The organism is Bacillus sp. FSL W8-1202, from assembly GCF_038006165.1.
Classification (GTDB): Bacteria; Bacillota; Bacilli; order Bacillales; family Bacillaceae; genus Bacillus; species Bacillus subtilis.
Genome location: NZ_JBBOUR010000001.1, coordinates 3,258,849 through 3,283,804, shown reverse-complemented (window position 1 = coordinate 3,283,804; position 24,956 = coordinate 3,258,849). Strand labels below are relative to the sequence as shown.

Annotated in this window: 28 protein-coding genes; 27 read left to right on the top strand and 1 reads right to left on the bottom strand. The window is 44.2% G+C overall.

The annotated features are described in order from the left end of the window. Nucleotides 1-89: 89 nt before the first annotated feature. The 17 genes from trpE (at nucleotide 90) to ypjB (ending at nucleotide 15,940) form a co-directional block, all read left to right on the top strand. Nucleotides 90-1,637: an anthranilate synthase component I gene (gene trpE / locus NSQ09_RS17240; protein ID WP_087614598.1), complete on the top strand. Its 1,548-nt coding sequence runs from the start codon at nucleotides 90-92 to the stop codon at nucleotides 1,635-1,637. Continuing rightward, a complete protein-coding gene (gene trpD / locus NSQ09_RS17235) occupies nucleotides 1,609-2,625 on the top strand; it encodes an anthranilate phosphoribosyltransferase (RefSeq protein ID WP_069837599.1) in 1,017 nt (338 codons plus the stop codon). The genes trpE and trpD overlap by 29 nt, the downstream gene beginning before the upstream one ends. After that, the gene (trpC, locus tag NSQ09_RS17230) at nucleotides 2,618-3,370 is read left to right on the top strand and encodes an indole-3-glycerol phosphate synthase TrpC (RefSeq protein ID WP_041053208.1); all 753 of its coding nucleotides are present in this window, start codon (nucleotides 2,618-2,620) and stop codon (nucleotides 3,368-3,370) included. Before trpD ends, trpC begins: the two co-directional genes overlap by 8 nt. A gap of 4 nt (nucleotides 3,371-3,374) precedes the next feature. Next, complete coding sequence (locus NSQ09_RS17225) at nucleotides 3,375-4,022, top strand: phosphoribosylanthranilate isomerase (RefSeq protein ID WP_017696539.1); 648 nt, start codon at nucleotides 3,375-3,377, stop codon at nucleotides 4,020-4,022. Then, entirely contained in the window at nucleotides 4,003-5,205 is a 1,203-nt protein-coding gene (gene trpB / locus NSQ09_RS17220; RefSeq protein ID WP_128737986.1) for a tryptophan synthase subunit beta, read from the top strand. Before NSQ09_RS17225 ends, trpB begins: the two co-directional genes overlap by 20 nt. Continuing rightward, on the top strand, nucleotides 5,198-6,001 hold the full coding sequence (gene trpA / locus NSQ09_RS17215) for a tryptophan synthase subunit alpha (RefSeq protein ID WP_124058510.1): 804 nt from the start codon (nucleotides 5,198-5,200) through the stop codon (nucleotides 5,999-6,001). The genes trpB and trpA overlap by 8 nt, the downstream gene beginning before the upstream one ends. Before the next feature lie 10 nt (nucleotides 6,002-6,011). Further along, nucleotides 6,012-7,094, top strand: coding sequence for a histidinol-phosphate transaminase (gene hisC / locus NSQ09_RS17210; RefSeq protein WP_041336360.1), 1,083 nt, complete (start codon nucleotides 6,012-6,014; stop codon nucleotides 7,092-7,094). Nucleotides 7,095-7,142: 48 nt separating this feature from the next. Then, nucleotides 7,143-8,258 carry a prephenate dehydrogenase gene (locus NSQ09_RS17205; protein ID WP_341032173.1) on the top strand — a complete coding sequence of 372 codons (1,116 nt, stop codon included), beginning with the start codon at nucleotides 7,143-7,145 and terminating at the stop codon, nucleotides 8,256-8,258. Between the two features lie 10 nt (nucleotides 8,259-8,268). Further along, on the top strand, nucleotides 8,269-9,555 hold the full coding sequence (aroA, locus tag NSQ09_RS17200; protein WP_003246068.1) for a 3-phosphoshikimate 1-carboxyvinyltransferase: 1,287 nt from the start codon (nucleotides 8,269-8,271) through the stop codon (nucleotides 9,553-9,555). A 310-nt stretch (nucleotides 9,556-9,865) separates the two neighbouring features. Next, nucleotides 9,866-11,137 (top strand): tetratricopeptide repeat protein, encoded by a 1,272-nt coding sequence (locus NSQ09_RS17195; RefSeq protein ID WP_341032169.1) that lies wholly within the window; start codon nucleotides 9,866-9,868, stop codon nucleotides 11,135-11,137. Nucleotides 11,138-11,208: 71 nt separating this feature from the next. Further along, nucleotides 11,209-11,748, top strand: a complete 540-nt coding sequence (locus NSQ09_RS17190) for a ReoY family proteolytic degradation factor (protein WP_014477176.1) — start codon at nucleotides 11,209-11,211, stop codon at nucleotides 11,746-11,748. A gap of 54 nt (nucleotides 11,749-11,802) precedes the next feature. Further along, complete coding sequence (locus NSQ09_RS17185) at nucleotides 11,803-12,249, top strand: YpiF family protein (protein ID WP_341032164.1); 447 nt, start codon at nucleotides 11,803-11,805, stop codon at nucleotides 12,247-12,249. Between the two features lie 142 nt (nucleotides 12,250-12,391). Then, nucleotides 12,392-12,895, top strand: coding sequence for a ubiquinol-cytochrome c reductase iron-sulfur subunit (locus NSQ09_RS17180; RefSeq protein ID WP_003230627.1), 504 nt, complete (start codon nucleotides 12,392-12,394; stop codon nucleotides 12,893-12,895). 1 nt (nucleotide 12,896) lies between these two features. Beyond that, on the top strand, nucleotides 12,897-13,571 hold the full coding sequence (qcrB, locus tag NSQ09_RS17175; protein ID WP_003225560.1) for a menaquinol-cytochrome c reductase cytochrome b subunit: 675 nt from the start codon (nucleotides 12,897-12,899) through the stop codon (nucleotides 13,569-13,571). 34 nt (nucleotides 13,572-13,605) lie between these two features. Further along, nucleotides 13,606-14,373, top strand: a complete 768-nt coding sequence (locus NSQ09_RS17170; RefSeq protein ID WP_004398051.1) for a menaquinol-cytochrome c reductase cytochrome b/c subunit — start codon at nucleotides 13,606-13,608, stop codon at nucleotides 14,371-14,373. Nucleotides 14,374-14,483: 110 nt separating this feature from the next. Then, nucleotides 14,484-15,077 (top strand): DUF1405 domain-containing protein, encoded by a 594-nt coding sequence (locus NSQ09_RS17165; RefSeq protein ID WP_003230630.1) that lies wholly within the window; start codon nucleotides 14,484-14,486, stop codon nucleotides 15,075-15,077. A 68-nt stretch (nucleotides 15,078-15,145) separates the two neighbouring features. Then, on the top strand, nucleotides 15,146-15,940 hold the full coding sequence (gene ypjB / locus NSQ09_RS17160; RefSeq protein ID WP_015251822.1) for a sporulation protein YpjB: 795 nt from the start codon (nucleotides 15,146-15,148) through the stop codon (nucleotides 15,938-15,940). A 41-nt stretch (nucleotides 15,941-15,981) separates the two neighbouring features. Here the strand turns inward: ypjB and NSQ09_RS17155 are convergent, their stop codons facing one another. Further along, the gene (locus NSQ09_RS17155; protein WP_003230635.1) at nucleotides 15,982-16,854 is read right to left on the bottom strand and encodes a YitT family protein; all 873 of its coding nucleotides are present in this window, start codon (nucleotides 16,852-16,854) and stop codon (nucleotides 15,982-15,984) included. A gap of 139 nt (nucleotides 16,855-16,993) precedes the next feature. Here NSQ09_RS17155 and NSQ09_RS17150 point away from each other — a divergent pair, with 139 nt between their 5' ends. The 10 genes from NSQ09_RS17150 (at nucleotide 16,994) to panD (ending at nucleotide 24,892) form a co-directional block, all read left to right on the top strand. Beyond that, nucleotides 16,994-17,329 carry a nucleotide pyrophosphohydrolase gene (locus NSQ09_RS17150; RefSeq protein ID WP_004398044.1) on the top strand — a complete coding sequence of 112 codons (336 nt, stop codon included), beginning with the start codon at nucleotides 16,994-16,996 and terminating at the stop codon, nucleotides 17,327-17,329. An 11-nt stretch (nucleotides 17,330-17,340) separates the two neighbouring features. After that, complete coding sequence (gene dapB / locus NSQ09_RS17145; protein ID WP_003230638.1) at nucleotides 17,341-18,144, top strand: 4-hydroxy-tetrahydrodipicolinate reductase; 804 nt, start codon at nucleotides 17,341-17,343, stop codon at nucleotides 18,142-18,144. Nucleotides 18,145-18,159: 15 nt separating this feature from the next. Then, nucleotides 18,160-18,573, top strand: a complete 414-nt coding sequence (gene mgsA / locus NSQ09_RS17140) for a methylglyoxal synthase (RefSeq protein WP_014477171.1) — start codon at nucleotides 18,160-18,162, stop codon at nucleotides 18,571-18,573. Further along, the gene (gene bshB1 / locus NSQ09_RS17135; protein WP_014480112.1) at nucleotides 18,566-19,276 is read left to right on the top strand and encodes a bacillithiol biosynthesis deacetylase BshB1; all 711 of its coding nucleotides are present in this window, start codon (nucleotides 18,566-18,568) and stop codon (nucleotides 19,274-19,276) included. Before mgsA ends, bshB1 begins: the two co-directional genes overlap by 8 nt. Continuing rightward, nucleotides 19,273-20,406: an N-acetyl-alpha-D-glucosaminyl L-malate synthase BshA gene (gene bshA / locus NSQ09_RS17130; RefSeq protein WP_014480111.1), complete on the top strand. Its 1,134-nt coding sequence runs from the start codon at nucleotides 19,273-19,275 to the stop codon at nucleotides 20,404-20,406. Before bshB1 ends, bshA begins: the two co-directional genes overlap by 4 nt. Nucleotides 20,407-20,410: 4 nt before the next feature. Beyond that, the gene (locus NSQ09_RS17125) at nucleotides 20,411-21,604 is read left to right on the top strand and encodes a CCA tRNA nucleotidyltransferase (RefSeq protein WP_131227536.1); all 1,194 of its coding nucleotides are present in this window, start codon (nucleotides 20,411-20,413) and stop codon (nucleotides 21,602-21,604) included. Next, nucleotides 21,589-22,566: a biotin--[acetyl-CoA-carboxylase] ligase gene (locus NSQ09_RS17120; protein WP_341032157.1), complete on the top strand. Its 978-nt coding sequence runs from the start codon at nucleotides 21,589-21,591 to the stop codon at nucleotides 22,564-22,566. The genes NSQ09_RS17125 and NSQ09_RS17120 overlap by 16 nt, the downstream gene beginning before the upstream one ends. Before the next feature lie 245 nt (nucleotides 22,567-22,811). Next, nucleotides 22,812-23,645 carry a 3-methyl-2-oxobutanoate hydroxymethyltransferase gene (gene panB, locus NSQ09_RS17115; RefSeq protein ID WP_003230652.1) on the top strand — a complete coding sequence of 278 codons (834 nt, stop codon included), beginning with the start codon at nucleotides 22,812-22,814 and terminating at the stop codon, nucleotides 23,643-23,645. A 1-nt stretch (nucleotide 23,646) separates the two neighbouring features. Beyond that, nucleotides 23,647-24,507, top strand: coding sequence for a pantoate--beta-alanine ligase (panC, locus tag NSQ09_RS17110; RefSeq protein ID WP_024571841.1), 861 nt, complete (start codon nucleotides 23,647-23,649; stop codon nucleotides 24,505-24,507). 1 nt (nucleotide 24,508) lies between these two features. Further along, the gene (panD, locus tag NSQ09_RS17105) at nucleotides 24,509-24,892 is read left to right on the top strand and encodes an aspartate 1-decarboxylase (RefSeq protein WP_003225586.1); all 384 of its coding nucleotides are present in this window, start codon (nucleotides 24,509-24,511) and stop codon (nucleotides 24,890-24,892) included. Nucleotides 24,893-24,956: the final 64 nt, after the last annotated feature.

Below are 24,956 nucleotides of genomic sequence, written 5' to 3'. Positions count from 1 at the left end.
AGAAGTCTTTCTTTTGGGTTTATTTGTTATATAGTATTTTATCCTCTCATGCCATCTTCTCATTCTCCTTGCCATAAGGAGTGAGAGCAATGAATTTCCAATCAAACATTTCCGCATTTTTAGAGGACAGCTTGTCCCACCACACGATACCGATTGTGGAGACCTTCACAGTCGATACACTGACACCCATTCAAATGATAGAGAAGCTTGACAGGGAGATTACGTATCTTCTTGAAAGCAAGGACGATACATCCACTTGGTCCAGATATTCGTTTATCGGCCTGAATCCATTTCTCACAATTAAAGAAGAGCAGGGCCGTTTTTCGGCCGCTGATCAGGACAGCAAATCTCTTTACACAGGAAATGAACTAAAAGAAGTGCTGAACTGGATGAATACCACATACAAAATCAAAACACCTGAGCTTGGCATTCCTTTTGTCGGCGGAGCTGTCGGGTACTTAAGCTATGATATGATCCCGCTGATTGAGCCTTCTGTTCCTTCGCATACCAAAGAAACAGACATGGAAAAGTGTATGCTGTTTGTTTGCCGGACATTAATTGCGTATGATCATGAAACCAAAAACGTCCGCTTTATCCAATATGCAAGGCTCACTGGAGAGGAAACAAAAAACGAAAAAATGGATGTATTCCATCAAAATCATCTGGAGCTTCAAAATCTCATTGAAAAAATGATGGACCAAAAAAACATAAAAGAGCTGTTTCTTTCTGCTGATTCATACAAGACACCCAGCTTTGAGACAGTATCTTCTAATTATGAAAAATCGGCTTTTATGGCTGATGTAGAAAAAATCAAAAGCTATATAAAAGCAGGCGATATCTTCCAGGGTGTTTTATCACAAAAATTTGAGGTGCCGATAAAAGCAGATGCTTTTGAGTTATACCGAGTGCTTAGGATCGTCAATCCTTCGCCGTATATGTATTATATGAAACTGCTAGACAGAGAAATAGTCGGCAGCTCTCCGGAACGGTTAATACACGTTCAAGACGGGCACTTAGAAATCCATCCGATTGCCGGTACGAGAAAACGCGGTGCAGACAAAGCTGAAGATGAGAGATTGAAGGTTGAGCTGATGAAGGATGAAAAAGAAAAGGCGGAGCATTACATGCTCGTTGATCTTGCCCGAAACGATATCGGCAGAGTAGCAGAGTATGGTTCTGTTTCTGTGCCGGAGTTCACAAAAATTGTTTCCTTTTCACATGTCATGCACATTATCTCGGTGGTTACAGGCCGATTGAAAAAAGGGGTTCATCCTGTCGATGCACTGATGTCTGCTTTCCCGGCGGGGACTTTAACAGGCGCACCCAAAATCCGTGCCATGCAGCTTTTGCAAGAGCTCGAGCCAACACCGAGAGAGACATACGGAGGATGTATTGCCTACATTGGGTTTGACGGGAATATCGACTCTTGTATTACGATTCGCACGATGAGTGTAAAGAACGGCGTTGCATCGATACAGGCAGGTGCTGGCATTGTTGCTGATTCTGTTCCGGAAGCCGAATACGAAGAAAGCTGTAATAAAGCCGGTGCGCTGCTGAAAACGATTCATATTGCAGAAGACATGTTTCATAGCAAGGAGGATAAAGCTGATGAACAGATTTCTACAATTGTGCGTTGACGGAAAAACCCTTACTGCCGGTGAGGCTGAAACGCTGATGAATATGATGATGGCAGCGGAAATGACTCCTTCTGAAATGGGTGGTATATTGTCAATTCTTGCTCATCGGGGGGAGACGCCAGAAGAGCTTGCGGGTTTTGTGAAGGCAATGCGGGCACACGCTCTTACAGTCGATGGACTTCCTGATATTGTTGATACATGCGGAACAGGGGGAGACGGTATTTCCACTTTTAATATCTCAACGGCCTCGGCAATTGTTGCCTCGGCAGCTGGCGCGAAAATCGCTAAGCATGGCAATCGCTCTGTCTCTTCTAAAAGCGGAAGCGCTGATGTTTTAGAGGAACTAGAGGTTTCTATTCAAACCACTCCCGAAAAGGTCAAAAGCAGCATTGAAACAAACAACATGGGATTTCTTTTTGCGCCGCTTTACTATTCGTCTATGAAACATGTAGCAGGTACTAGAAAAGAGCTAGGTTTCAGAACGGTATTTAATCTGCTTGGGCCGCTCAGCAATCCTTTACAGGCGAAGCGTCAGGTGATTGGGGTCTATTCTGTTGAAAAAGCTGGACTGATGGCAAGCGCACTGGAAACGTTTCAGCCGAAGCACGTTATGTTTGTATCAAGCCGTGACGGTTTAGATGAGCTTTCAATTACAGCACCGACCGACGTGATTGAATTAAAGGACGGAGAGCGCCGGGAATATACCGTTTCACCCGAAGATTTCGGTTTCAAAAATGGCAGACTTGAAGATTTACAGGTGCAGTCACCGAAAGAGAGCGCCTATCTCATTCAGAATATTTTTGAAAATAAAAGCAGCAGTTCCGCTATATCTATTACGGCCTTTAATGCGGGTGCTGCGATTTACACGGCGGGAATTACCGCCTCACTCAAGGAAGGAACGGAGCTGGCGTTAGAGACGATTACAAGCGGAGGCGCTGCCGCGCAGCTTGAACGACTAAAGCAGAAAGAGGAAGAGATCTATGCTTGAAAAAATCATCAAACAAAAGAAAGAAGAAGTGGAAACACTGGTTCTGCCGGTAGAGCAGCCTTTCGAGAAACGTTCATTTAAGGAGGCGCTGGCAAGCCCGAATCGGTTTATCGGGTTGATTGCCGAAGTGAAGAAAGCATCGCCGTCAAAAGGGCTTATTAAAGAGGATTTTGTGCCTGTGCAGATTGCAAAAGACTATGAGGCTGCGAAGGCAGATGCGATTTCTGTTTTAACAGACACCCCGTTTTTTCAAGGGGAAAACAGCTATTTATCAGACGTAAAGCGTGCTGTTTCGATTCCTGTACTTAGAAAAGATTTTATTATTGATTCTCTTCAAGTAGAGGAATCAAGAAGAATCGGAGCGGATGCGATATTGTTAATCGGCGAGGTGCTTGATCCCTTACACCTTCATGAATTATATCTTGAAGCAGGTGAAAAGGGGATGGACGTGTTAGTGGAGGTTCATGATGCATCAACGCTAGAACAAATATTGAAAGTGTTCACACCCGACATTCTCGGTGTAAATAATCGAAACCTAAAAACGTTTGAAACATCCGTAAAGCAGACAGAACAAATCGCATCTCTCGTTCCGAAAGAATCCTTGCTTGTCAGCGAAAGCGGAATCGGTTCTTTAGAACATTTAACATTTGTCAATGAACATGGGGCGCGGGCTGTACTTATCGGTGAATCATTGATGAGACAAACTTCTCAGCGTAAAGCAATCCATGCTTTGTTTGGGGAGTGAGGTTGTGAAGAAACCGGCATTAAAATATTGCGGTATTCGGTCACTAAAGGATTTGCAGCTTGCGGCGGAATCACAGGCTGATTACCTAGGATTTATTTTTGCTGAAAGCAAACGAAAAGTATCTCCGCAAGATGTGAAAAAATGGCTGAACCAAGCTCGTGTCGAAAAACAGGTTGCAGGTGTTTTTGTTAATGAATCAATAGAGACGATGTCACGTATTGCCAAGAGCTTGAAGCTCGACGTCATTCAGCTTCACGGTGATGAAAAACCGGCGGATGCTGATGCTCTTCGCAAGCTGACAGGCTGTGAAATATGGAAGGCGCTTCACCATCAAGATAACACAACTCAAGAAATAGCCCGCTTTAAAGATAATGTTGACGGCTTTGTGATTGATTCATCTGTAAAAGGGTCTAGAGGCGGAACTGGTGTTGCATTTTCTTGGGAATGTGTGCCGGAATATCAGCAGGCGGCTATTGGTAAACGCTGCTTTATCGCTGGCGGCGTGAATCCGGATAGCATCACAGGCCTATTGAAATGGCAGCCAGAAGGAATTGACCTTGCCAGCGGAATTGAAAAAAACGGACAAAAAGATCAGAATCTGATGAGGCTTTTAGAAGAAAGGATGAACCGATATGTATCCATATCCGAATGAAATAGGCAGATACGGTGATTTTGGCGGAAAGTTTGTTCCGGAAACACTCATGCAGCCGTTAGATGAAATAGAAACAGCGTTTAAACAAATCAAGGATGATCCCGCTTTTCGTGAAGAGTATTATAAGCTGTTAAAGGACTATTCCGGACGGCCGACTGCCTTAACATACGCTGATCGAGTCACTGAATACTTAGGCGGCGCGAAAATCTATTTGAAACGAGAAGATTTAAACCATACAGGTTCTCATAAAATCAATAATGCGCTAGGTCAAGCGCTGCTTGCTAAAAAAATGGGCAAAACGAAAATCATTGCTGAAACCGGTGCCGGCCAGCATGGCGTTGCCGCTGCAACAGTTGCAGCCAAATTCGGCTTTTCCTGTACTGTGTTTATGGGTGAAGAGGATGTTGCCCGCCAGTCTCTGAACGTTTTCCGCATGAAGCTTCTTGGAGCGGAGGTAGTGCCTGTAACAAGCGGAAACGGAACATTGAAGGATGCCACAAATGAGGCGATCCGGTACTGGGTTCAGCATTGTGAGGATCACTTTTATATGATTGGATCAGTTGTCGGCCCGCATCCTTATCCGCAAGTGGTCCGTGAATTTCAAAAAATGATCGGAGAGGAAGCGAAGGATCAGTTGAAACGCATTGAAGGCACTCTGCCTGATAAAGTAGTGGCATGTGTAGGCGGAGGAAGCAATGCGATGGGGATGTTTCAGGCATTTTTAAATGAAGATGTTGAACTGATCGGCGCTGAAGCAGCAGGAAAAGGAATTGATACGCCTCTTCATGCCGCCACTATTTCGAAAGGAACCGTAGGGGTTATTCACGGTTCATTGACTTATCTCATTCAGGATGAGTTCGGGCAAATTATTGAGCCCTACTCTATTTCAGCCGGTCTCGACTATCCTGGAATCGGTCCGGAGCACGCATACTTGCATAAGAGCGGCCGTGTCACTTATGACAGTATCACTGATGAAGAAGCGGTGGATGCATTAAAGCTTTTGTCAGAAAAAGAGGGGATTTTGCCGGCAATCGAATCTGCCCATGCGTTAGCGAAAGCATTCAAACTCGCCAAAGGAATGGATCGCGGTCAACTCATTCTCGTCTGTTTATCAGGACGGGGAGACAAGGATGTCAACACATTAATGAATGTATTGGAAAAAGAGGTGAAAGCCCATGTTTAAATTGAATCTTCAACCATCAGAAAAATTGTTTATCCCGTTTATTACGGCGGGCGATCCAGTTCCTGAGGTTTCGATTGAACTGGCGAAGTCACTCCAAAAAGCAGGCGCCACAGCATTGGAGCTTGGTGTTGCATACTCTGACCCGCTTGCAGACGGTCCGGTGATCCAGCGGGCTTCAAAGCGGGCACTTGATCAAGGGATGAATATCGTAAAGGCAATCGAATTAGGCGGAGAAATGAAAAAAAACGGAGTGAATATTCCGATTATCCTCTTTACGTATTATAATCCTGTGTTACAATTGAACAAAGAATACTTTTTCGCTTTACTGCGGGAAAATCATATTGACGGTCTGCTTGTTCCGGATCTGCCATTAGAAGAAAGCAACAGCCTTCAAGAGGAATGTAAAAGCCATGAGGTGACGTATATTTCTTTGGTTGCGCCGACAAGCGAAAGCCGTTTGAAAACCATTATTGAACAAGCCGAGGGGTTCGTCTACTGTGTATCTTCTCTGGGTGTGACCGGTGTCCGCAATGAGTTCAATTCATCCGTGTACCCGTTCATTCGGACTGTGAAGAATCTCAGCACTGTTCCGGTTGCTGTAGGGTTCGGTATATCAAACCGTGAACAGGTCATAAAGATGAATGAAATTAGTGACGGTGTCGTAGTGGGAAGTGCGCTCGTCAGAAAAATAGAAGAATTAAAGGACCGGCTCATCAGCGCTGAAACGAGAAATCAGGCGCTGCAGGAGTTTGAAGATTATGCAATGGCGTTTAGCGGCTTGTACAGTTTAAAATGAGGTGACTGATTTGCGTATCAAAGAACATTTAAAACAGCTGAAGCCTTATCAGCCTGGAAAGCCGATTGAAGCAGTGAAATCAGAATATGGCTTGGATAAAGTGGTGAAGCTTGCTTCAAACGAGAATCCTTACGGCTGTTCAGAGGCTGCAAAAGAGGCGCTTCATCATGAGATTCAACAGCTTGCCCTTTACCCGGACGGGTATAGCGCCGCTTTGCGGACAAGGCTCAGTAAGCACCTCAATGTCAGCGAAACATCACTTATTTTCGGCAACGGTTCTGATGAAATCATTCAGATCATCTGCCGGGCATTTCTAAACAATAAAACCAATACGATCACTGCTGCCCCGACTTTTCCGCAATATAAACATAATGCGGTTATTGAAGGTGCTGAAGTGCGTGAAATTGCACTTCGTCCCGACGGCTCACATGATTTAGACGCCATGTTAGAAGCCATCGACGAACAGACACAAGTCGTTTGGATATGCAGCCCGAATAATCCGACTGGCACTTATACATCTGAAGGAGAATTACTCGCATTTCTGGAGCGCGTTCCTTCACGTGTCCTTGTTGTTCTTGACGAAGCATATTATGAATATGTAACAGCAGAGGATTACCCGGAAACCGTGCCGTTCTTAAGCAAGTATTCCAATTTGATGATTTTGCGCACATTTTCAAAGGCATACGGTCTGGCAGCGCTCAGAGTCGGATACGGAATTGCTGACGAGAACCTGATTCGCCAGATTGAGCCGGCGAGAGAGCCGTTTAATACGAGCCGTCTGGGCCAGGCTGCGGCGATTGCAGCACTTGATGATCAAGCGTTTATTGCTTCCTGTGTCGAGCAAAATAATGCAGGCCTTCAGCAGTATTATGATTTTGCGAAAACTCATGGTTTAAAGTGCTACCCTTCACAGACAAATTTTGTGTTAATTGACTTTAAACGTCCTGCTGATGAACTGTTTCAGGCTCTGCTGGAAAAAGGCTATATCGTCCGGTCAGGAAACGCATTAGGTTTCCCGACATCACTCCGGATTACGATCGGAACAAAAGAGCAAAATGAAGAAATACTTGCCATTTTAGCTGAAATTTTATAAGAGGTGATCAAATATCACCTCTTTAGTCTATAAACCAGGTGATGACGTATGAATCAAATGAAAGATACAATATTGCTCGCCGGTCTCGGATTGATAGGCGGTTCGATTGCCCTAGCCATCAAAAAAAATCATCCCGGCAAACGGATTATCGGAATCGACATCTCTGATGAACAGGCGGTAGCGGCATTAAAATTAGGCGTGATAGACGATCGTGCTGATTCGTTTATTAGCGGTGTGAAAGAGGCAGCTACAGTAATCATTGCGACACCTGTTGAACAAACACTGGTTATGCTTGAAGAGCTGGCTCATTCAGGAATTGAACATGAGCTTTTGATTACGGATGTAGGAAGCACAAAGCAAAAAGTGGTTGATTACGCTGATCAAGTGCTGCCTAGCCGCTATCAATTTGTCGGAGGGCATCCGATGGCGGGTTCACATAAATCAGGAGTGGCCGCTGCGAAGGAGTTCCTGTTTGAAAATGCATTTTATATTTTAACGCCAGGCCAGAAAACGGACAAACAAGCTGTGGAACAGTTAAAAAACCTGCTGAAGGGGACGAATGCCCATTTTGTGGAAATGTCGCCAGAGGAGCATGATGGCGTTACAAGCGTAATCAGTCATTTTCCGCATATTGTAGCAGCTAGCCTTGTTCACCAAACCCATCATTCGGAAAACCTGTATCCGCTTGTTAAGCGTTTTGCTGCCGGCGGGTTCAGAGATATTACAAGGATTGCATCAAGCAGCCCGGCAATGTGGCGGGATATTTTATTACATAATAAAGATAAAATCTTAGACCGTTTTGATGAGTGGATTCGTGAAATTGACAAGATCCGTACATATGTAGAACAAGAAGATGCGGAAAATCTATTTCGTTATTTTAAAACAGCCAAGGATTATCGCGACGGGCTGCCGCTTCGGCAGAAGGGAGCGATACCTGCATTTTATGATTTATATGTGGATGTACCCGATCATCCGGGTGTAATATCCGTGATAACAGCGATCTTAGCTGCGGAGCGCATCAGTATCACGAATATCCGCATTATCGAAACACGAGAGGATATTAACGGGATTTTAAGGATCAGTTTTCAGTCTGATGACGACCGCAAAAGGGCAGAACAATGCATTGAAGCCCGGGCGGAATATGAAACTTTTTATGCTGATTGAGGTGGAAAAAATGAAACGAGATAAGGTGCAGACCTTACATGGAGAAATACATATTCCCGGTGATAAATCCATTTCTCACCGCTCTGTTATGTTTGGCGCGCTAGCGGCAGGCACAACAACAGTTAAAAACTTTCTGCCGGGAGCAGATTGTCTGAGCACGATCGATTGCTTTAGAAAAATGGGTGTTCACATTGAGCAAAGCAGCAGCGATGTCGTGATTCACGGAAAAGGAATCGATGCCCTGAAAGAGCCAGAAAGCCTTTTAGATGTCGGAAATTCAGGTACAACGATTCGCCTGATGCTCGGAATATTGGCGGGCCGTCCTTTTTACAGCGCGGTAGCCGGAGATGAGAGCATTGCGAAACGCCCAATGAAGCGTGTGACTGAGCCTTTGAAAAAAATGGGGGCTAAAATCGACGGCAGAGCCGGCGGAGAGTTTACACCGCTGTCAGTGAGCGGCGCTTCATTAAAAGGAATTGATTATGTATCACCTGTTGCAAGCGCGCAAATTAAATCTGCTGTTTTGCTGGCCGGATTACAGGCTGAGGGCACAACAACTGTAACAGAGCCCCATAAATCTCGGGACCACACTGAGCGGATGCTTTCTGCTTTTGGCGTTAAGCTTTCTGAAGATCAAACGAGTGTTTCCATTGCTGGTGGCCAGAAACTGACAGCTGCTGATATTTTTGTTCCTGGAGACATTTCTTCAGCCGCGTTTTTCCTTGCTGCTGGCGCGATGGTTCCAAACAGCAGAATTGTATTGAAAAACGTAGGTTTAAATCCGACTCGGACAGGTATTATTGACGTCCTTCAAAACATGGGGGCAAAACTTGAAATCAAACCATCTGCTGATAGCGGTGCAGAGCCTTATGGAGATTTGATTATAGAAACGTCATCTCTAAAGGCAGTTGAAATCGGAGGAGATATTATTCCGCGTTTAATTGATGAGATCCCTATCATCGCGCTTCTTGCGACTCAGGCGGAAGGAACCACCGTTATCAAGGACGCGGCAGAGCTAAAAGTGAAAGAAACAAACCGCATTGATACTGTTGTTTCTGAGCTTCGCAAGCTGGGTGCTGAAATTGAACCGACAGCAGATGGAATGAAGGTTTATGGCAAACAAACGTTGAAAGGCGGCGCTGCAGTGTCCAGCCACGGAGATCATCGAATCGGAATGATGCTTGGTATTGCTTCCTGTATAACGGAGGAGCCGATTGAAATCGAGCACACGGACGCCATTCACGTTTCTTATCCAACCTTCTTTGAGCATTTAAATAAGCTTTCGAAAAAATCCTGAAGTTTTACTTCAGGATTTTTTATGCAGATCATAATTCGGGGCGAAAAAACATAGCTTGTCTTATAGAGGGGATAGAAAAACGAAAAGGGGGGATGAGCTTTACTTACAAGCTGTACAGAGGGCGATCTTCCTTTTTTCATTTTCTATCTCAAGATCTTTTGGTAAACTAATAAGACTCAATAATTCCCTTCCGTACAGAAGCATCTTATTTGCCGGGGGCATTCGTCTGAATTATGATAAGATTAACCCGAACAAATAAAGCTTTTTTGTATGGTTGATGTTGTATAGGAAAAGAAAGGACCGGTCCGATTTGAATACATTGATTCAAGAAGCCATAAAATTAGTTGAAGCAGGTGAAACAGAAAAAGGCCTCAACACGCTCTCGAAGGCTGAAAAACAGCTGCATGATGAAGATAAAGCCATTGCAGCCCAGCTTTATTACGAGTGGGGCGATGTAGAAAAAGCAATTTCACTGATTAGTGATCTACATGATTTATATCCAAATGAAACAGAACTGACGAATTTCTACGCTGAACTTTTAATAGATATTGACGAAGAAGAAAAAGCCCTCGCTGTGCTGGAGACTATTCCGGAAACAGATCCATCATATCCGGAAAGTTTGCTGCTTATGGCGGATCTTTATCAGATGCAGGGGTTATTCGAAGTCAGTGAACAAAAGCTTTTACAGGCAAAGTCCATTCTGAATAATGAACCTGTTATTGATTTTGCACTGGGAGAACTTTACTTTGCTCAGGGAGCCTATGCAAAAGCGGTTCAATATTTTAAAACAACGGCTGAGGAGCAGAGTGAGATCGGAGGCGTTAATGTCCATCAAAGACTGGCAGAATCGTTAAGTGCCTCAGGTGAATTTGAGGATGCCATTCCATGGTACGAGAAAGCTGTCGATGAGAATCCTGATCCTAATACGATTTTCGGCTATGGTTTTACAGCCTTACAGGCGGGGCTTGTGAAAACAGCTATTAAGCAGCTGTCTGATTTAAAGGAGCTTGATCCATCTTATACTTCACTTTATATGCCGCTCTCGAAAAGCTATGAAGCTGAAGGAATGTATGAAGAGGCATTAAAAACGGCAAAAGAGGGGATCAGATATGATGAATATAACAAAGAACTTTTCCTTTATGCCGCCAAAATGGCCTTAAAAATCGGGAAGTCAGAAGAGGGAAAAAAGCTGCTTCAGGAGGCGCTTGCGCTTGATCCGGGCTTTGTCGAGGCGCTTCATACACTTCTTGCCGTGTATCACAAAGAAGAGGATTATGATCAGATCATTGATCTTATTCAAGAGGTTCGAAGCTACGGTGAAGAAGATCCGAAATACAATTGGTATCTTGCAAGCGCATATACTGAATTAGAGCAATACGAGGAAGCAAAACAATCCTTTGAGGCTGCCTATCTTCATTACCGGGAGGATAGAGATTTCTTATATGAATACGCAAGCTTCCTATTAGAAGAAGGCCTTCAAAAAGAAGCGCTGCCGCTTTTGAAAAAGGTTCTTGAAATGGACAGAGCCAATGAAGAGCTGGAAGAAACGATTTTGCGAATCGAGGATGAATTTTCTAGATAAGCAGGAATATTAACCATTCATGTGGAACATATAAGTATATAGATTATACGAACGATAGAGGAGGGAATTACATGCAGACCCCTGTTTCTGTCAATGAGAAAAAAGATTTTATCCGTTGGTTTTTAAACCATTATCAGTTAAAGCGCCGAGAGTGCGTTTGGATCTTGAACTACTTAATGAGCCATGATTCTCTCATGGAGAAGGTTCATTTTGTGGAGCAGGCTGAATTTTGCCCGAGAGGCATTATAATGTCAACACATTGTGTTGAAGAAGTTCCGTTCCGGTTCTATAAAGAGAATGTCATGACTACCGACGCGGAAAAATCTTTTCATGATATTAGATTAAATAAACAGCAGGATTTGTTTATCCAGCTTAATTTCCGTTCGGCTTACAGCTCACCTGAATATGCGGCGGTGCTGGAGTCCAACCCGCATATTCCGAAAGATCTTTTTGAGAATAAAAAAGATCAGGGATTGGCGGAACAGATTTTAGAGCACGCTATTTCCACATTCCAAAGAGAAAAATTATTAAAAGACATTGACGAGGCGTTAGATCGTCATGATAAAGAGGCATTTGAACAATTATCGCGCCAATTAAATCAGCTCACATAATATGACCAGCCTTGCAGAGAATTGCAAGGCTTGTTGCCGTAAAGGGGGAGAACGATGAGGTGGAGAATCACTGATGCCAAGGACTATTTACAAGCTAAGGATTACATTGATACCGCTGTCATACCATTAATTAACATAAGGGTTAATAACCATTTTAAAATGGCGGCGGAGAAAGGCGAGTTTACGCAGCTTATCTCAGAAGAACTTGAAAGGCAGTTAAAGGGACGGGTATATTTACTTCCTCCTTATACATATGTTGATAGAAATGAAATAACCGTTCAAGGGCTTAAGGATTTGCGGGAAGAGCTGATAACAGAATTTCCGCATGTTGTCCTGCTCACATCTGACGAAAGTTGGAGAGCTGAGGATGCGTTAGGCAAAATGATTGTTACACCGTCTGTTCCATTAGAGCATTTAAATGACTCTTTAAAAAGAAAAATATTGGATGAACGCACTGCTGAAATTTTGAACGTTTTGTTACAGTTATGGAGCACTTCATAAAAACACTTACATTTCCTTATGAACAATATTTTGGATATATTGACCTTGCTGAGAGATTCATATATTATGAGGGTGTCTAGAGTTATTGCAATATTTTCTATTTTAGTCAGTTTGCAGGGGTGACCTAGAGGGGGGAGAAGAGATGGGCGGAAAACATGATATATCCAGACGTCAATTTTTGAATTACACGCTCACAGGCGTAGGAGGTTTTATGGCGGCTAGTATGCTCATGCCTATGGTTCGCTTCGCACTCGACCCGGTATTAAAATCGACAGGGAAGCAGGATATGGTTCAGGTTGTCAGCGTTGATGAGTTGACAAAAGAGCCGCAGCGCTTTGATTTTAAAATTAATCAAGTCGATGCCTGGTATGAGTCAGAAGAGTCAAGATCAGCCTGGGTCTTCAAAAACGGGGATGAAATTGTAGCACTTTCGCCAATTTGTAAGCATTTAGGGTGTACGGTGAACTGGAATAGTGATCCTAAAAACCCGAATAAATTCTTTTGTCCATGCCATTACGGACTCTATGAAAAGGACGGCACCAATGTCCCTGGCACGCCGCCGCTTGCGCCTCTTGATCATTATGAGCAAGAAGTAAAAGACGGCTTCCTGTATCTTGGAAAAGCAAAGCCTAAGGGGGAAGGGTGACATGCTGAACAAAATTTATGACTGGGTAGACGAGCGGCTTGATATTACACCGATGTGGAGGGATATTGCCGATCACGAAGTACCGGAACATGTGAATCCCGCCCATCATTTCTCTGCGTTTGTGTATTGCTTTGGGGGACTGACGTTTTTTGTAACCGTTATCCAAGTATTATCTGGAATGTTTTTAACGATGTATTATGTGCCTGATATCAAAAATGCCTGGGAATCGGTATATTATTTGCAAAATGAAGTGGCATTCGGCCAGATTGTCAGGGGGATGCACCACTGGGGTGCGAGCCTGGTCATTGTGATGATGTTTTTACATACGCTGAGGGTCTTTTTCCAAGGCGCGTATAAAAAACCGCGCGAGCTGAACTGGATTGTCGGTGTGCTGATCTTTTTTGTTATGCTCGGTCTTGGCTTTACAGGCTACTTGCTTCCTTGGGATATGAAGGCTCTGTTTGCAACAAAAGTCGGGCTGCAGATCGCCGAAGCCACGCCTTTGATCGGAACGCAAGTTAAAACGCTCCTTGCAGGGCATCCGGATATTGTAGGCGCCCAAACGCTGACTAGGTTTTTTGCGATCCATGTATTTTTTCTTCCTGCCGCATTGTTCGGGCTGATGGCTGCACATTTTATTATGATCCGGAAGCAGGGGATTTCAGGACCGCTTTAAACTCTTGATCTGCGAATAAAAGGGAGGGGATGACATGCACCGGGGCAAAGGGATGAAATTTGTAGGCGACTCAAGGATACCGGCTGAAAAAAAGCCGAATATACCGAAGGATTATTCGGAGTATCCCGGTAAAACAGAGGCTTTCTGGCCAAATTTCTTGTTAAAGGAATGGATGGTTGGAGCTGTCTTTCTCATCGGTTTTCTCGTTTTGACGATTGTGCATCAGCCGCCTTTGGAGCGGATGGCGGACCCGACTGATACTGGTTATATTCCGCTGCCGGATTGGTATTTTCTTTTCTTATACCAGCTGTTGAAGTATGAATACGCCGCCGGAAGCTTTACAGTGGTCGGCGCCATGATTATGCCAGGTCTCGCTTTTGGGGCCCTGCTTTTGGCTCCATTCCTAGACAGAGGGACAGAAAGAAGGCCGTGGAAGCGTCCGGTCGCTGTCGGTATGATGCTTCTGGCCATTTCCGCTGCTGTATTTTTGACGTGGCAGTCAGTTGCTACTCATGACTGGGCCAAGGCAGAAGAACAGGGGAAAATCACAAAAGAAGCCGACATTGACACCAATGCCGAAGGATATAAGGTCTTTAAGGAACAGGGCTGTATTTCTTGCCATGGGGATAACCTTCAGGGAGGAGCGGCCGGGCCTTCATTGGTTGACAGCGGGCTGAAACCGGAAGAAATCAAAAAAATCGCTGTTGAAGGGAAAGGCAAAATGCCGGCAGGTGTGTTCAAAGGAAATGATAAGCAGCTCGAAGAACTTGCAAAATTTATTTCTGAAACAACCGCAAAATAACGTATTGTGAATTGTCAAATGGAAGGATATACTTTTATTATCAAAAGCTGACCCGGCGTCAGCTTTTTTATTTGGACATATTATTTTTACAGACTGAGAGTTGATTCGATGTGAAATGGTTTCAATATGTATTAGGGCAGCGGCCGATGCTTATTCTTGTCTTAGCCATTAATTTTCTGGGAACGGTTTACGGCTACTATTGGTACTTGCCGCAGCTTTTGGAGACACCGGCACGTTTCCTGATTTTTGTTCCGGACAGTCCGACAGCAACGTTTTTCTTTCTGTTTGTGCTGCTTGCCTTTCTCATGAAACGGAATGCTCCGTTCTTTGAGGCTCTTGCGCTAGTTACCCTCGTAAAGTATGGCCTATGGGCGGTGGCTATGAATTTTCTTGTGCTTGCAGTAACTGGTGACTTGCCGTGGGAGGGCTACATGCTAATTGCTTCGCATTTTGCAATGGCAGTTCAAGGCGTATTATACAGTCCGTATTTTCGTTTTTCATTTTGGCATCTTGCAATTGCTGCAGTCTGGACACTGCATAACGATGTCATTGACTACTTGTTTGATATGATGCCGCAATACTCTATGCTTTCTGATTATATGACTGAAATAGGATACGGAACATTTTGGCTAAGCATCTTTTCAATCGCGCTTGCTTACTTTCTTGTGGTCTCAAAAAAACAAACGAAGCTTGAGCTGATGTAAAGACAATGTTGGTCTATCCTTGTCCCTTTCTTCATATTCTGTAAGGAGAGAGAGTGGGAGGGACCTGCATGAAACGAAAGCTGACGATCTGTTTGTTGATTGCACTTATTTTTTATAATGGAAATGCCAAGGCTGCAGAGCGGGGAAGCCTCGAGGAATTGAATGATTTATCCGATACAGTCTTTCAAATGACCCGACAGGCGAAATATGAAGAGGCGCTTCAAGTCTTGGAGTATTTTGAAAAAACATTAAAATCCGCTGAGAAAAAACAGCAAGACCCCATGCTAACGGGAGCCCAAATTCGTCAAATCACATTGGGCTATAATGATATGGTTCGGAGTTTAAAGCAAGCTGATACATCAGACACACAAAAACTCAGAGCAGCCGCGCAGTTCAGAATGCTGATGGATGCGGTTGACAATCGGTCTGACCCGCTTTGGGGCTCACTGGAAAAACCGATTATGGAAGCTTTTACTGAGCTGAAGCGAGATGTCCAGAAGAATGGAAGCACAAGCTTTCATGAAAAATGGAATGAATTTATCAGTTTATATGACTTGATTTACCCCAGTCTTACAATCGATGTATCAGAGGATCAGCTTGAAACAGTCGGAAAACATATAGATGTTATTGAGCAAGAGGAATTTCAGCAAATGACAGAGAGCACGAAGCTTGAACGGCTTTCCCTTCTTCAGCATGACCTGAAAAATGTGTTTGACAGGGTGGAGGAGGATGATGCCGATCCGTCTTTACTCTGGGTGATGATTACAACCGGCAGTATCATCATTACTGCTCTTACCTATGTCGGTTACAGAAAGTACAAGGCGGAAAAAAACAAGCTGAAAAAAAGGGACTACCCTAAATAAGGGTGAGGGGCGGCGGTCAGCCGCCTTTTTTCTATTACATGTCAGCGCGGAAGCGGATTTTTATTTTCATCAAGCGTAAATCCTTCTCCGAGCACATCGTGAACATCGCTTACCGCTACAAAGGCATGGGGATCAATGGAGTTAATCACGCTTTTCAGCATCACCAATTCGTTTTTCGGCACCACACAATAAAGTACATCTATATCCTCTTTTGTGTAGGAACCTTGTCCTTTCAAAATGGTGACGCCCCGTTCCATTTCTTCAAGAATCTTTTTCTGAATCAGGTCGTTTTTCGAAGAGATGATCGTAGCGCCTTTAGCAGCGTATCCGCCTTCCTGAATAAAATCGATTAATCTTGCCGCTACAAATACAGCTACCAGCGTATACATCGCTTCTTTATAGGAGAGATAAGTAAGCAAAGACAAAATGATGACGCAGGCATCGAAAGCAAACATCGTTCTGCCCATCGGGATTCCAAAATACTTATTCACTAAACGTGCGATGATATCAACACCGCCTGTCGTACCGCCGAACTTGAATATAATACCCAGTCCGGCTCCGATGAATACGCCGGCAAATAAAGCGGCGAGCGCTAAGTCGTGCTGAAGGGGCATATGGATTTCATATCGCTGAAAGATGCTGAGGAACAAAGACAAGGCTACAGTGCCGACAAGAGTATAAACAAACATTGTCCTGCCGAGCAAACGCCAGCCAATAAAAAAAATCGGAATGTTCAACACCAGGTTCGAGATAGAGGGGCTGATGTGGAAAAGGGCATAAAGCAAAAGTGTAATACCTGTAAAACCGCCCTCAGCCAGATTGTTCTGCATATTGAAATGAACCAAGCCAAATGAAAAAATTGCCGCTCCGATTAAAATAAAAAATATGTTTTTTAATCTAATTTCTCCAAGCATCACACAAAACCCCTTTTCCTTCCATTAGATAGCGTTTATATTATAGTGGATGAAAAAGAAAACAGCAAACGTGCTTAAACATTTGTCAAACGTATCTGAATTAGCTAACATGTAAGAGGATGATAGGAGGTTTCGTTCAGTGAGTGATAAAACAATGAAAGACATACAGGCTGAAGTAGACCGTTACATCGGCCAATTTAAAGAAGGATATTTCAGCCCGCTGGCCATGATGGCGAGGCTGACTGAAGAACTGGGCGAGCTTGCCAGAGAAGTGAATCACCGTTATGGAGAAAAACCAAAAAAAGCGACTGAAGATGATAAAAGCATGGAAGAGGAAATGGGCGATGTGCTATTTGTATTGGTTTGTTTAGCCAACTCCCTTGATATCTCTTTAGAGGAAGCCCACGACCGAGTCATGCATAAATTTAATACAAGAGATAAAGATCGCTGGACCAGAAAAGAAGAAGGAAAGTAGAGGAGATCGAGATGTCAAACGAAACAATTAAAGTAGTCATTGCGGGACCGCGTGGAAGAATGGGGCAGGAAGCTGTTAAATTGGCAGAACGAACACCTCATTTTGACCTTGTCGGGGCCATAGACCATACATACGATCAGCAAAAATTATCTGATGTGATGCCTGTTGAGTCAGATGCTTTCATTTATACAGATATCCATGCCTGTTTTACAGAAACACAACCGGATGTCTTGATTGATTTAACAACGCCCGAAATCGGAAAAGTACATACAAAAATTGCATTAGAGCACGGAGTCCGTCCAGTTGTCGGAACAACCGGTTTCTCAGAAGCTGATTTAAAAGAGCTCACATCTTTAACAGAAGAAAAAGGGATCGGAGCCATCATCGCGCCAAATTTTGCGCTCGGTGCGATACTGATGATGAAATTTTCAAAAATGGCTGCCAACTATTTTGAGGATGTTGAGATTATTGAGCTTCATCATGACCAGAAGCTTGACGCACCAAGCGGAACTGCGCTTAAAACAGCGGAAATGATTTCAGAAGTCCGTAAAGAAAAGCAGCAAGGACATCCGGATGAAAAAGAAATTCTCCCAGGAGCAAGAGGAGCGGAGCAAAACGGCATTCGCTTGCACAGCGTCCGTCTTCCGGGACTGATCGCGCATCAGGAGGTCATGTTCGGCATGGATGGCCAAACGCTTCAGATACGCCATGATTCTTATAACCGGGCTTCTTTCATGTCAGGCGTTAAACTGTCAGTCGAACAAGTCATGAAGATTGATCAGCTTGTGTACGGTTTAGAAAATATCATTGATTAGACGGGGGGATAAACAATGAAAATTGCTTTGATCGCGCATGACAAGAAAAAACAGGATATGGTTCAATTTACGACTGCCTATCGGGATATTTTAAAGAATCATGATCTATACGCAACCGGAACCACAGGGTTGAAAATTCAAGAGGCGACAGGTCTTCAAATTGAACGTTTTCAATCCGGCCCTTTAGGGGGAGACCAGCAAATCGGTGCACTGATCGCTGCCAATGCACTCGATCTTGTCATTTTTTTGCGCGACCCGCTGACCGCGCAGCCGCATGAACCGGATGTCTCGGCATTAATCCGGTTATGTGATGTGTATTCCATTCCGCTCGCCACAAATATGGGTACTGCGGAAATTCTTGTGCGCACACTTGATGAAGGTGTTTTCGAATTCCGTGACCTTCTTCGGGGAGAAGAGCCGAATGTATAATGCTGACGTTCTTGCTTTTGGCGCCCACAGTGATGATGTCGAGATCGGAATGGGCGGCACAATAGCGAAGTTTGTCAAACAGGGAAAAAAAGTAATGATATGCGACTTGACAGAAGCGGAACTCTCTTCTAACGGTACGGTCAGTTTACGTAAAGAAGAAGCAGCTGAAGCAGCCCGCATATTAGGCGCAGATAAAAGAATTCAGCTGACGCTTCCAGACCGCGGCCTAATAATGAGTGATCAGGCAATTCGGTCGATTGTCACTGTCATCAGAACCTGCCGCCCAAAAGCGGTTTTTATGCCGTATAAAAAGGATCGCCATCCGGATCACGGCAATGCGGCTGCACTGGTGGAAGAAGCGATCTTTTCCGCCGGAATCCATAAATATAAAGATGAAAAAAGCCTTCCGGCGCATAAAGTCAGCAAGGTTTACTATTATATGATAAATGGTTTTCATCAGCCGGATTTTGTCATTGATATCTCGGATACAATAGAGGCAAAGAAACAAAGCCTCAACGCCTACAAAAGCCAGTTTATCCCGTCAAAGGATTCAGTTTCTACTCCTCTGACGAATGGTTATATCGAGATCGTTGAAGCGAGAGAAAAGCTTTACGGTAAAGAAGCGGGCGTGGAGTATGCCGAAGGTTTCTTTTCCAAACGGATGCTGATGCTTGATCATGATGTGCTTGGGGGCGAACAATGAGAAAACTAAAAATAGGAATCACATGCTATCCGAGCGTTGGAGGCTCAGGTATCATTGCGACAGAACTGGGGAAGCAGCTTGCTGAAAAGGGACATGAAATCCATTTCATCACATCAAGCATTCCGTTTAGACTGAATACATATCATCCCAATATTCATTTTCATGAAGTTGAGGTTAATCAATATGCTGTTTTTAAGTATCCTCCGTATGATTTGACATTGGCAAGCAAAATCGCAGAGGTGGCGGAACGGGAGAATTTAGACATTATCCATGCTCACTATGCTCTCCCGCATGCCGTTTGCGCCTATCTTGCAAAACAAATGCTGAAACGCAATATCGGCATTGTTACAACTTTGCATGGCACGGATATCACGGTGTTAGGTTATGATCCGTCTCTAAAAGATCTGATCCGTTTTGCTATTGAGTCATCAGACAGGGTGACGGCCGTCTCCTCAGCGCTTGCGGCTGAAACGTACGATTTAATTAAACCGGAGAAAAAAATTGAAACGATTTATAACTTTATAGACGAGCGCGTGTATCTGAAGAAAAACACAGCGGTGATTAAAGAGAAACATGGAATTTTACCAGATGAAAAAGTCGTCATCCATGTGTCCAACTTTAGAAAGGTTAAACGCGTGCAGGACGTCATCCGTGTGTTCCGCAATATCGCTGGCAAAACGAAAGCGAAGCTGCTTTTAGTCGGAGACGGTCCGGAGAAATCGACAGCCTGCGAGCTTATCAGAAAATATGGCTTGGAAGACCAAGTCTTAATGCTTGGAAATCAAGACCGTGTTGAAGAGCTTTATTCTATTAGCGATTTGAAGCTGCTGCTATCTGAAAAAGAAAGCTTTGGCCTTGTCCTGCTTGAAGCGATGGCTTGCGGAGTGCCTTGTATTGGAACAAACATTGGCGGTATCCCTGAGGTTATAAAAAACAATGTGAGCGGATTTTTGGTGGATGTCGGTGATGTTACGGCCGCAACAGCCCGCGCGATGAGCATTTTAGAAGATGAACAGCTAAGCAATCGTTTTACAAAGGCGGCAATAGAGATGCTTGAAAATGAATTTTCTTCTAAAAAAATTGTCAGCCAGTATGAACAGATTTATGCCGATTTAGCAGAACCGGAGTGATCACATGGAAAAAGTTTTTATCAAAGCACTTCCCGTGCTCCGCATCTTAATCGAAGCAGGCCATCAGGCTTATTTTGTCGGAGGCGCAGTTCGTGACAGCTATATGAAACGAACGATCGGAGATGTCGATATCGCGACAGATGCGGCACCTGATCAAGTAGAACGGCTGTTTCAGCGGACTGTTGATGTAGGCAAAGAGCACGGGACCATTATTGTGCTCTGGGAGGATGAAACCTATGAAGTCACGACATTCCGGACTGAATCTGATTATGTTGATTTCAGAAGACCGTCAGAAGTGCAATTTATCTCATCATTAGAAGAGGATCTAAAACGCAGAGATTTAACGATCAATGCGATGGCCATGACAGCGGACGGGAAGGTGCTTGATTATTTTGGCGGCAAGAAAGATATTGATCAGAAAGTGATTCGAACCGTTGGAAAGCCTGAGGATAGATTTCAAGAGGATGCGCTTCGTATGCTGAGAGCCGTACGTTTTATGAGCCAGCTTGGCTTTACGCTTTCACCGGAAACAGAAGAAGCCATTGCGAAAGAAAAATCACTCCTCTCCCATGTTTCAGTCGAACGAAAAACTATAGAGTTCGAGAAATTGCTGCAGGGAAGAGCTTCTCGCCAGGCGCTTCAAACGCTCATTCAAACGAGATTGTATGAAGAGCTTCCTGGTTTTTATCATAAACGAGAAAACCTGATTTCAACGAGTGAGTTTCCATTCTTCTCTTTAACATCCCGTGAGGAGCTTTGGGCTGCTCTTTTAATTAACCTTGGCATAGTCTTGAAAGACGCGCCCCTTTTCCTGAAAGCCTGGAAGCTCCCGGGAAAAGTGATCAAGGAAGCCATTCACATTGCTGATACGTTTGGCCAGAGCCTTGACGTAATGACAATGTACAGAGCTGGGGAAAAAGCACTGCTCTCTGCGGCCAAAATATCGCAGCTTCGGCAAAACGAAAAACTGGATGAAAAGAAACTGAAGGACATTCAGTACGCTTATCAAAACCTGCCGATCAAAAGCCTTAAGGATCTTGATATCACGGGTAAGGACTTGCTTGCGCTTCGAAACCGGCCGGCTGGAAAATGGGTGTCGGAAGAATTACAGCGGATCGAGCAGGCTGTTGTGACAGGGAAGCTCTCCAATCAAAAGAAACACATAGAGGAGTGGCTGAAGACATGCGGTCAACATTAAGAAAAGACCTTATTGAATTATTTTCTCAGGCCGGCAATGAATTTATTTCCGGCCAAAAAATCAGTGATGCTCTCGGCTGTTCAAGAACTGCTGTGTGGAAGCATATTGAAGAGCTTCGGAAAGAGGGTTATGAAGTAGAAGCCGTTAGAAGAAAAGGATATCGGCTCATCAAAAAACCCGGAAAACTCAGTGAAAGCGAAATTCGTTTTGGATTAAAAACGGAAGTGATGGGCCAGCATCTTATTTACCATGACGTTCTTTCAAGCACGCAAAAAACGGCTCATGAGCTCGCGAATAATAACGCACCGGAAGGCACCCTTGTGGTGGCTGACAAACAAACAGCCGGAAGGGGCCGAATGTCTAGGGTATGGCATTCTCAAGAAGGAAACGGTGTTTGGATGAGCCTGATTTTGCGGCCTGACATTCCGCTCCAAAAAACACCCCAGCTGACTCTGCTTGCTGCAGTAGCTGTTGTGCAGGGAATAGAAGAGGCAGCAGGCATCCAAACGGATATTAAATGGCCAAATGATATTTTGATTAACGGAAAAAAAACAGTCGGTATCCTAACGGAAATGCAGGCTGAAGAAGACCGCGTACGTTCAGTGATCATTGGGATCGGCATTAACGTTAACCAGCAGCCTAATGATTTTCCAGATGAATTGAAGGACATCGCGACAAGCCTCAGACAAGCTGCTGGGGAAAAAATTGATCGGGCCGGCGTCATCCAGCATATTTTACTATGCTTTGAGAAACGGTACCGGGATTATATGACGCACGGATTTACGCCGATTAAGCTTTTATGGGAAAGCTATGCGCTCGGTATTGGCACTAATATGAGAGCCAGAACGTTAAACGGAACCTTTTACGGTAAGGCGTTAGGTATAGATGATGAAGGCGTTCTGCTTTTAGAAACGAACGAAGGCATTAAAAAAATCTATTCTGCCGATATCGAATTGGGCTAATGTGTTGGTACAAGCCCGTTGATTTTGGTATACTTCCATTGGGCAGTATCGCCTGCGAACTGCACCTATTATTAAAATAGATAGACATTGCAGCAGTCTGCCTTGATCCAAAAAAGGACTGGGACAGAGGGATGAAACTCGCCGAACTTTAGAAAGTGAAGAATCCTTCTCGTTGTAACGGAAGGTTTTTTGGCTTGCAGAAGAAAACGGCAGATCATCTCCTCTAAACATGAGGAGGAGAAAACATGAAAACAAAACTGGATTTTCTAAAAATGAAGGAGTCTGAAGAACCGATTGTCATGCTGACCGCTTATGATTATCCGGCAGCTAAACTTGCTGAACAAGCGGGAGTTGACATGATTTTAGTCGGTGATTCACTTGGAATGGTCGTCCTCGGCCTTGATTCAACTGTCGGTGTGACAGTTGCGGACATGATCCATCATACAAAAGCCGTTAAAAGGGGTGCGCCGAATACCTTTATTGTGACAGATATGCCGTTTATGTCTTATCACCTGTCTAAGGAAGATACGCTGAAAAATGCAGCGGCTATCGTTCAGGAAAGCGGAGCTGACGCACTGAAGCTTGAGGGCGGAGAAGGCGTGTTTGAATCCATTCGCGCATTAACGCTTGGAGGCATTCCAGTAGTCAGCCACTTAGGTTTGACACCGCAGTCAGTCGGCGTACTGGGCGGCTATAAAGTACAGGGCAAAGACGAACAAAGCGCCAAAAAATTAATAGAAGACAGTATAAAATGCGAAGAAGCAGGAGCTATGATGCTTGTGCTGGAATGTGTGCCGGCAGAACTCACAGCCAAAATTGCCGAGACGCTAAGCATACCGGTCATTGGAATCGGGGCTGGTGTGAAAGCGGACGGACAAGTTCTCGTTTATCATGATATTATCGGCCATGGTGTTGAGAGAACACCTAAATTTGTAAAGCAATATACGCGCATTGATGAAACCATCGAAACAGCAATCAGCGGATATGTTCAGGATGTAAGACATCGTGCTTTCCCTGAACAAAAGCATTCCTTTCAAATGAACCAGACAGTGCTTGACGGCTTGTACGGGGGAAAATAAGATGAGACAGATTACTGATATTTCACAGCTGAAAGAAGCCATAAAACAATACCATTCAGAGGGCAAGTCAATCGGATTTGTTCCGACGATGGGGTTTCTGCATGAGGGGCATTTAACCTTAGCAGACAAAGCAAGACAAGAAAACGACGCCGTTATTATGAGTATTTTTGTGAATCCTGCACAATTCGGCCCTAATGAAGATTTTGAAGCATATCCGCGCGATATTGAGCGGGATGCAGCTCTTGCAGAAAACGCCGGAGTCGATATTTTATTTACGCCAGATGCTCATGATATGTATCCCGGTGAAAAGAATGTCACGATTCATGTAGAAAGACGCACAGACGTGTTATGCGGGCGCTCAAGAGAAGGACATTTTGACGGGGTCGCGATCGTACTGACGAAGCTTTTCAACCTAGTCAAGCCGACTCGTGCCTATTTCGGTTTAAAAGATGCGCAGCAGGTAGCTGTTGTTGATGGGTTAATCAGTGACTTCTTCATGGATATTGAATTGGTTCCTGTCGATACGGTCAGAGAGGAAGACGGCTTAGCCAAAAGCTCTCGCAATGTATACTTAACAGCTGAGGAAAGAAAAGAAGCGCCTAAGCTGTATCGGGCCCTTCAAACAAGTGCGGAGCTGATCCAAGCCGGTGAAAGAGATCCTGAAGCGGTGATAAAAGCTGCAAAAGAAATCATTGAAACGACTAGCGGAACCATAGACTATGTAGAGCTTTATTCCTATCCGGAACTCGAGCCTGTGAATGAAATTGCTGGAAAGATGATTCTCGCTGTTGCAGTTGCTTTTTCAAAAGCGCGTTTAATAGATAATATCATTATTGATATTCGAGAAATGGAGAGAATATAATATGTATCGAACAATGATGAGCGGCAAGCTTCACAGGGCAACTGTTACGGAAGCAAACCTGAACTATGTGGGAAGCATTACAATTGATGAAGATCTCATTGATGCTGTGGGAATGCTTCCTAATGAAAAAGTACAAATTGTGAATAATAATAATGGAGCACGTCTTGAAACGTATATTATTCCTGGTAAACGGGGAAGCGGTGTCATATGCTTAAACGGTGCAGCCGCACGCCTTGTGCAGGAAGGAGATAAGGTCATTATTATTTCTTACAAAATGATGTCTGATCAAGAAGCGGCAAGCCACGAGCCGAAAGTGGCTGTTCTGAATGATCAAAACAAAATTGAACAAATGCTGGGAAACGAACCCGCCCGTACAATTTTGTAGAAGAAAAGCCCCCTTTATCGGGGGTTTTCTTTTAAGATTTTGAGAGTAAAACGGTTTTGCCGCT

Coding starts and splice junctions, on each gene's coding strand:
- mgsA (WP_014477171.1), top strand. CDS start 18,160: ATGAAAATTGCTTTGATCGCGCATGACAAGAAAAAACAGGATATGGTT.
- dapB (WP_003230638.1), top strand. CDS start 17,341: ATGTCAAACGAAACAATTAAAGTAGTCATTGCGGGACCGCGTGGAAGA.
- trpB (WP_128737986.1), top strand. CDS start 4,003: ATGTATCCATATCCGAATGAAATAGGCAGATACGGTGATTTTGGCGGA.
- panD (WP_003225586.1), top strand. CDS start 24,509: ATGTATCGAACAATGATGAGCGGCAAGCTTCACAGGGCAACTGTTACG.
- trpC (WP_041053208.1), top strand. CDS start 2,618: ATGCTTGAAAAAATCATCAAACAAAAGAAAGAAGAAGTGGAAACACTG.
- bshB1 (WP_014480112.1), top strand. CDS start 18,566: ATGTATAATGCTGACGTTCTTGCTTTTGGCGCCCACAGTGATGATGTC.
- qcrB (WP_003225560.1), top strand. CDS start 12,897: ATGCTGAACAAAATTTATGACTGGGTAGACGAGCGGCTTGATATTACA.
- NSQ09_RS17180 (WP_003230627.1), top strand. CDS start 12,392: ATGGGCGGAAAACATGATATATCCAGACGTCAATTTTTGAATTACACG.
- trpA (WP_124058510.1), top strand. CDS start 5,198: ATGTTTAAATTGAATCTTCAACCATCAGAAAAATTGTTTATCCCGTTT.
- NSQ09_RS17190 (WP_014477176.1), top strand. CDS start 11,209: ATGCAGACCCCTGTTTCTGTCAATGAGAAAAAAGATTTTATCCGTTGG.
- panB (WP_003230652.1), top strand. CDS start 22,812: ATGAAAACAAAACTGGATTTTCTAAAAATGAAGGAGTCTGAAGAACCG.
- NSQ09_RS17205 (WP_341032173.1), top strand. CDS start 7,143: ATGAATCAAATGAAAGATACAATATTGCTCGCCGGTCTCGGATTGATA.
- panC (WP_024571841.1), top strand. CDS start 23,647: ATGAGACAGATTACTGATATTTCACAGCTGAAAGAAGCCATAAAACAA.
- aroA (WP_003246068.1), top strand. CDS start 8,269: ATGAAACGAGATAAGGTGCAGACCTTACATGGAGAAATACATATTCCC.
- NSQ09_RS17125 (WP_131227536.1), top strand. CDS start 20,411: ATGGAAAAAGTTTTTATCAAAGCACTTCCCGTGCTCCGCATCTTAATC.
- NSQ09_RS17185 (WP_341032164.1), top strand. CDS start 11,803: ATGAGGTGGAGAATCACTGATGCCAAGGACTATTTACAAGCTAAGGAT.
- ypjB (WP_015251822.1), top strand. CDS start 15,146: ATGAAACGAAAGCTGACGATCTGTTTGTTGATTGCACTTATTTTTTAT.
- trpD (WP_069837599.1), top strand. CDS start 1,609: ATGAACAGATTTCTACAATTGTGCGTTGACGGAAAAACCCTTACTGCC.
- trpE (WP_087614598.1), top strand. CDS start 90: ATGAATTTCCAATCAAACATTTCCGCATTTTTAGAGGACAGCTTGTCC.
- bshA (WP_014480111.1), top strand. CDS start 19,273: ATGAGAAAACTAAAAATAGGAATCACATGCTATCCGAGCGTTGGAGGC.
- NSQ09_RS17155 (WP_003230635.1), bottom strand. CDS start 16,854: ATGCTTGGAGAAATTAGATTAAAAAACATATTTTTTATTTTAATCGGA.
- NSQ09_RS17120 (WP_341032157.1), top strand. CDS start 21,589: ATGCGGTCAACATTAAGAAAAGACCTTATTGAATTATTTTCTCAGGCC.
- NSQ09_RS17170 (WP_004398051.1), top strand. CDS start 13,606: ATGCACCGGGGCAAAGGGATGAAATTTGTAGGCGACTCAAGGATACCG.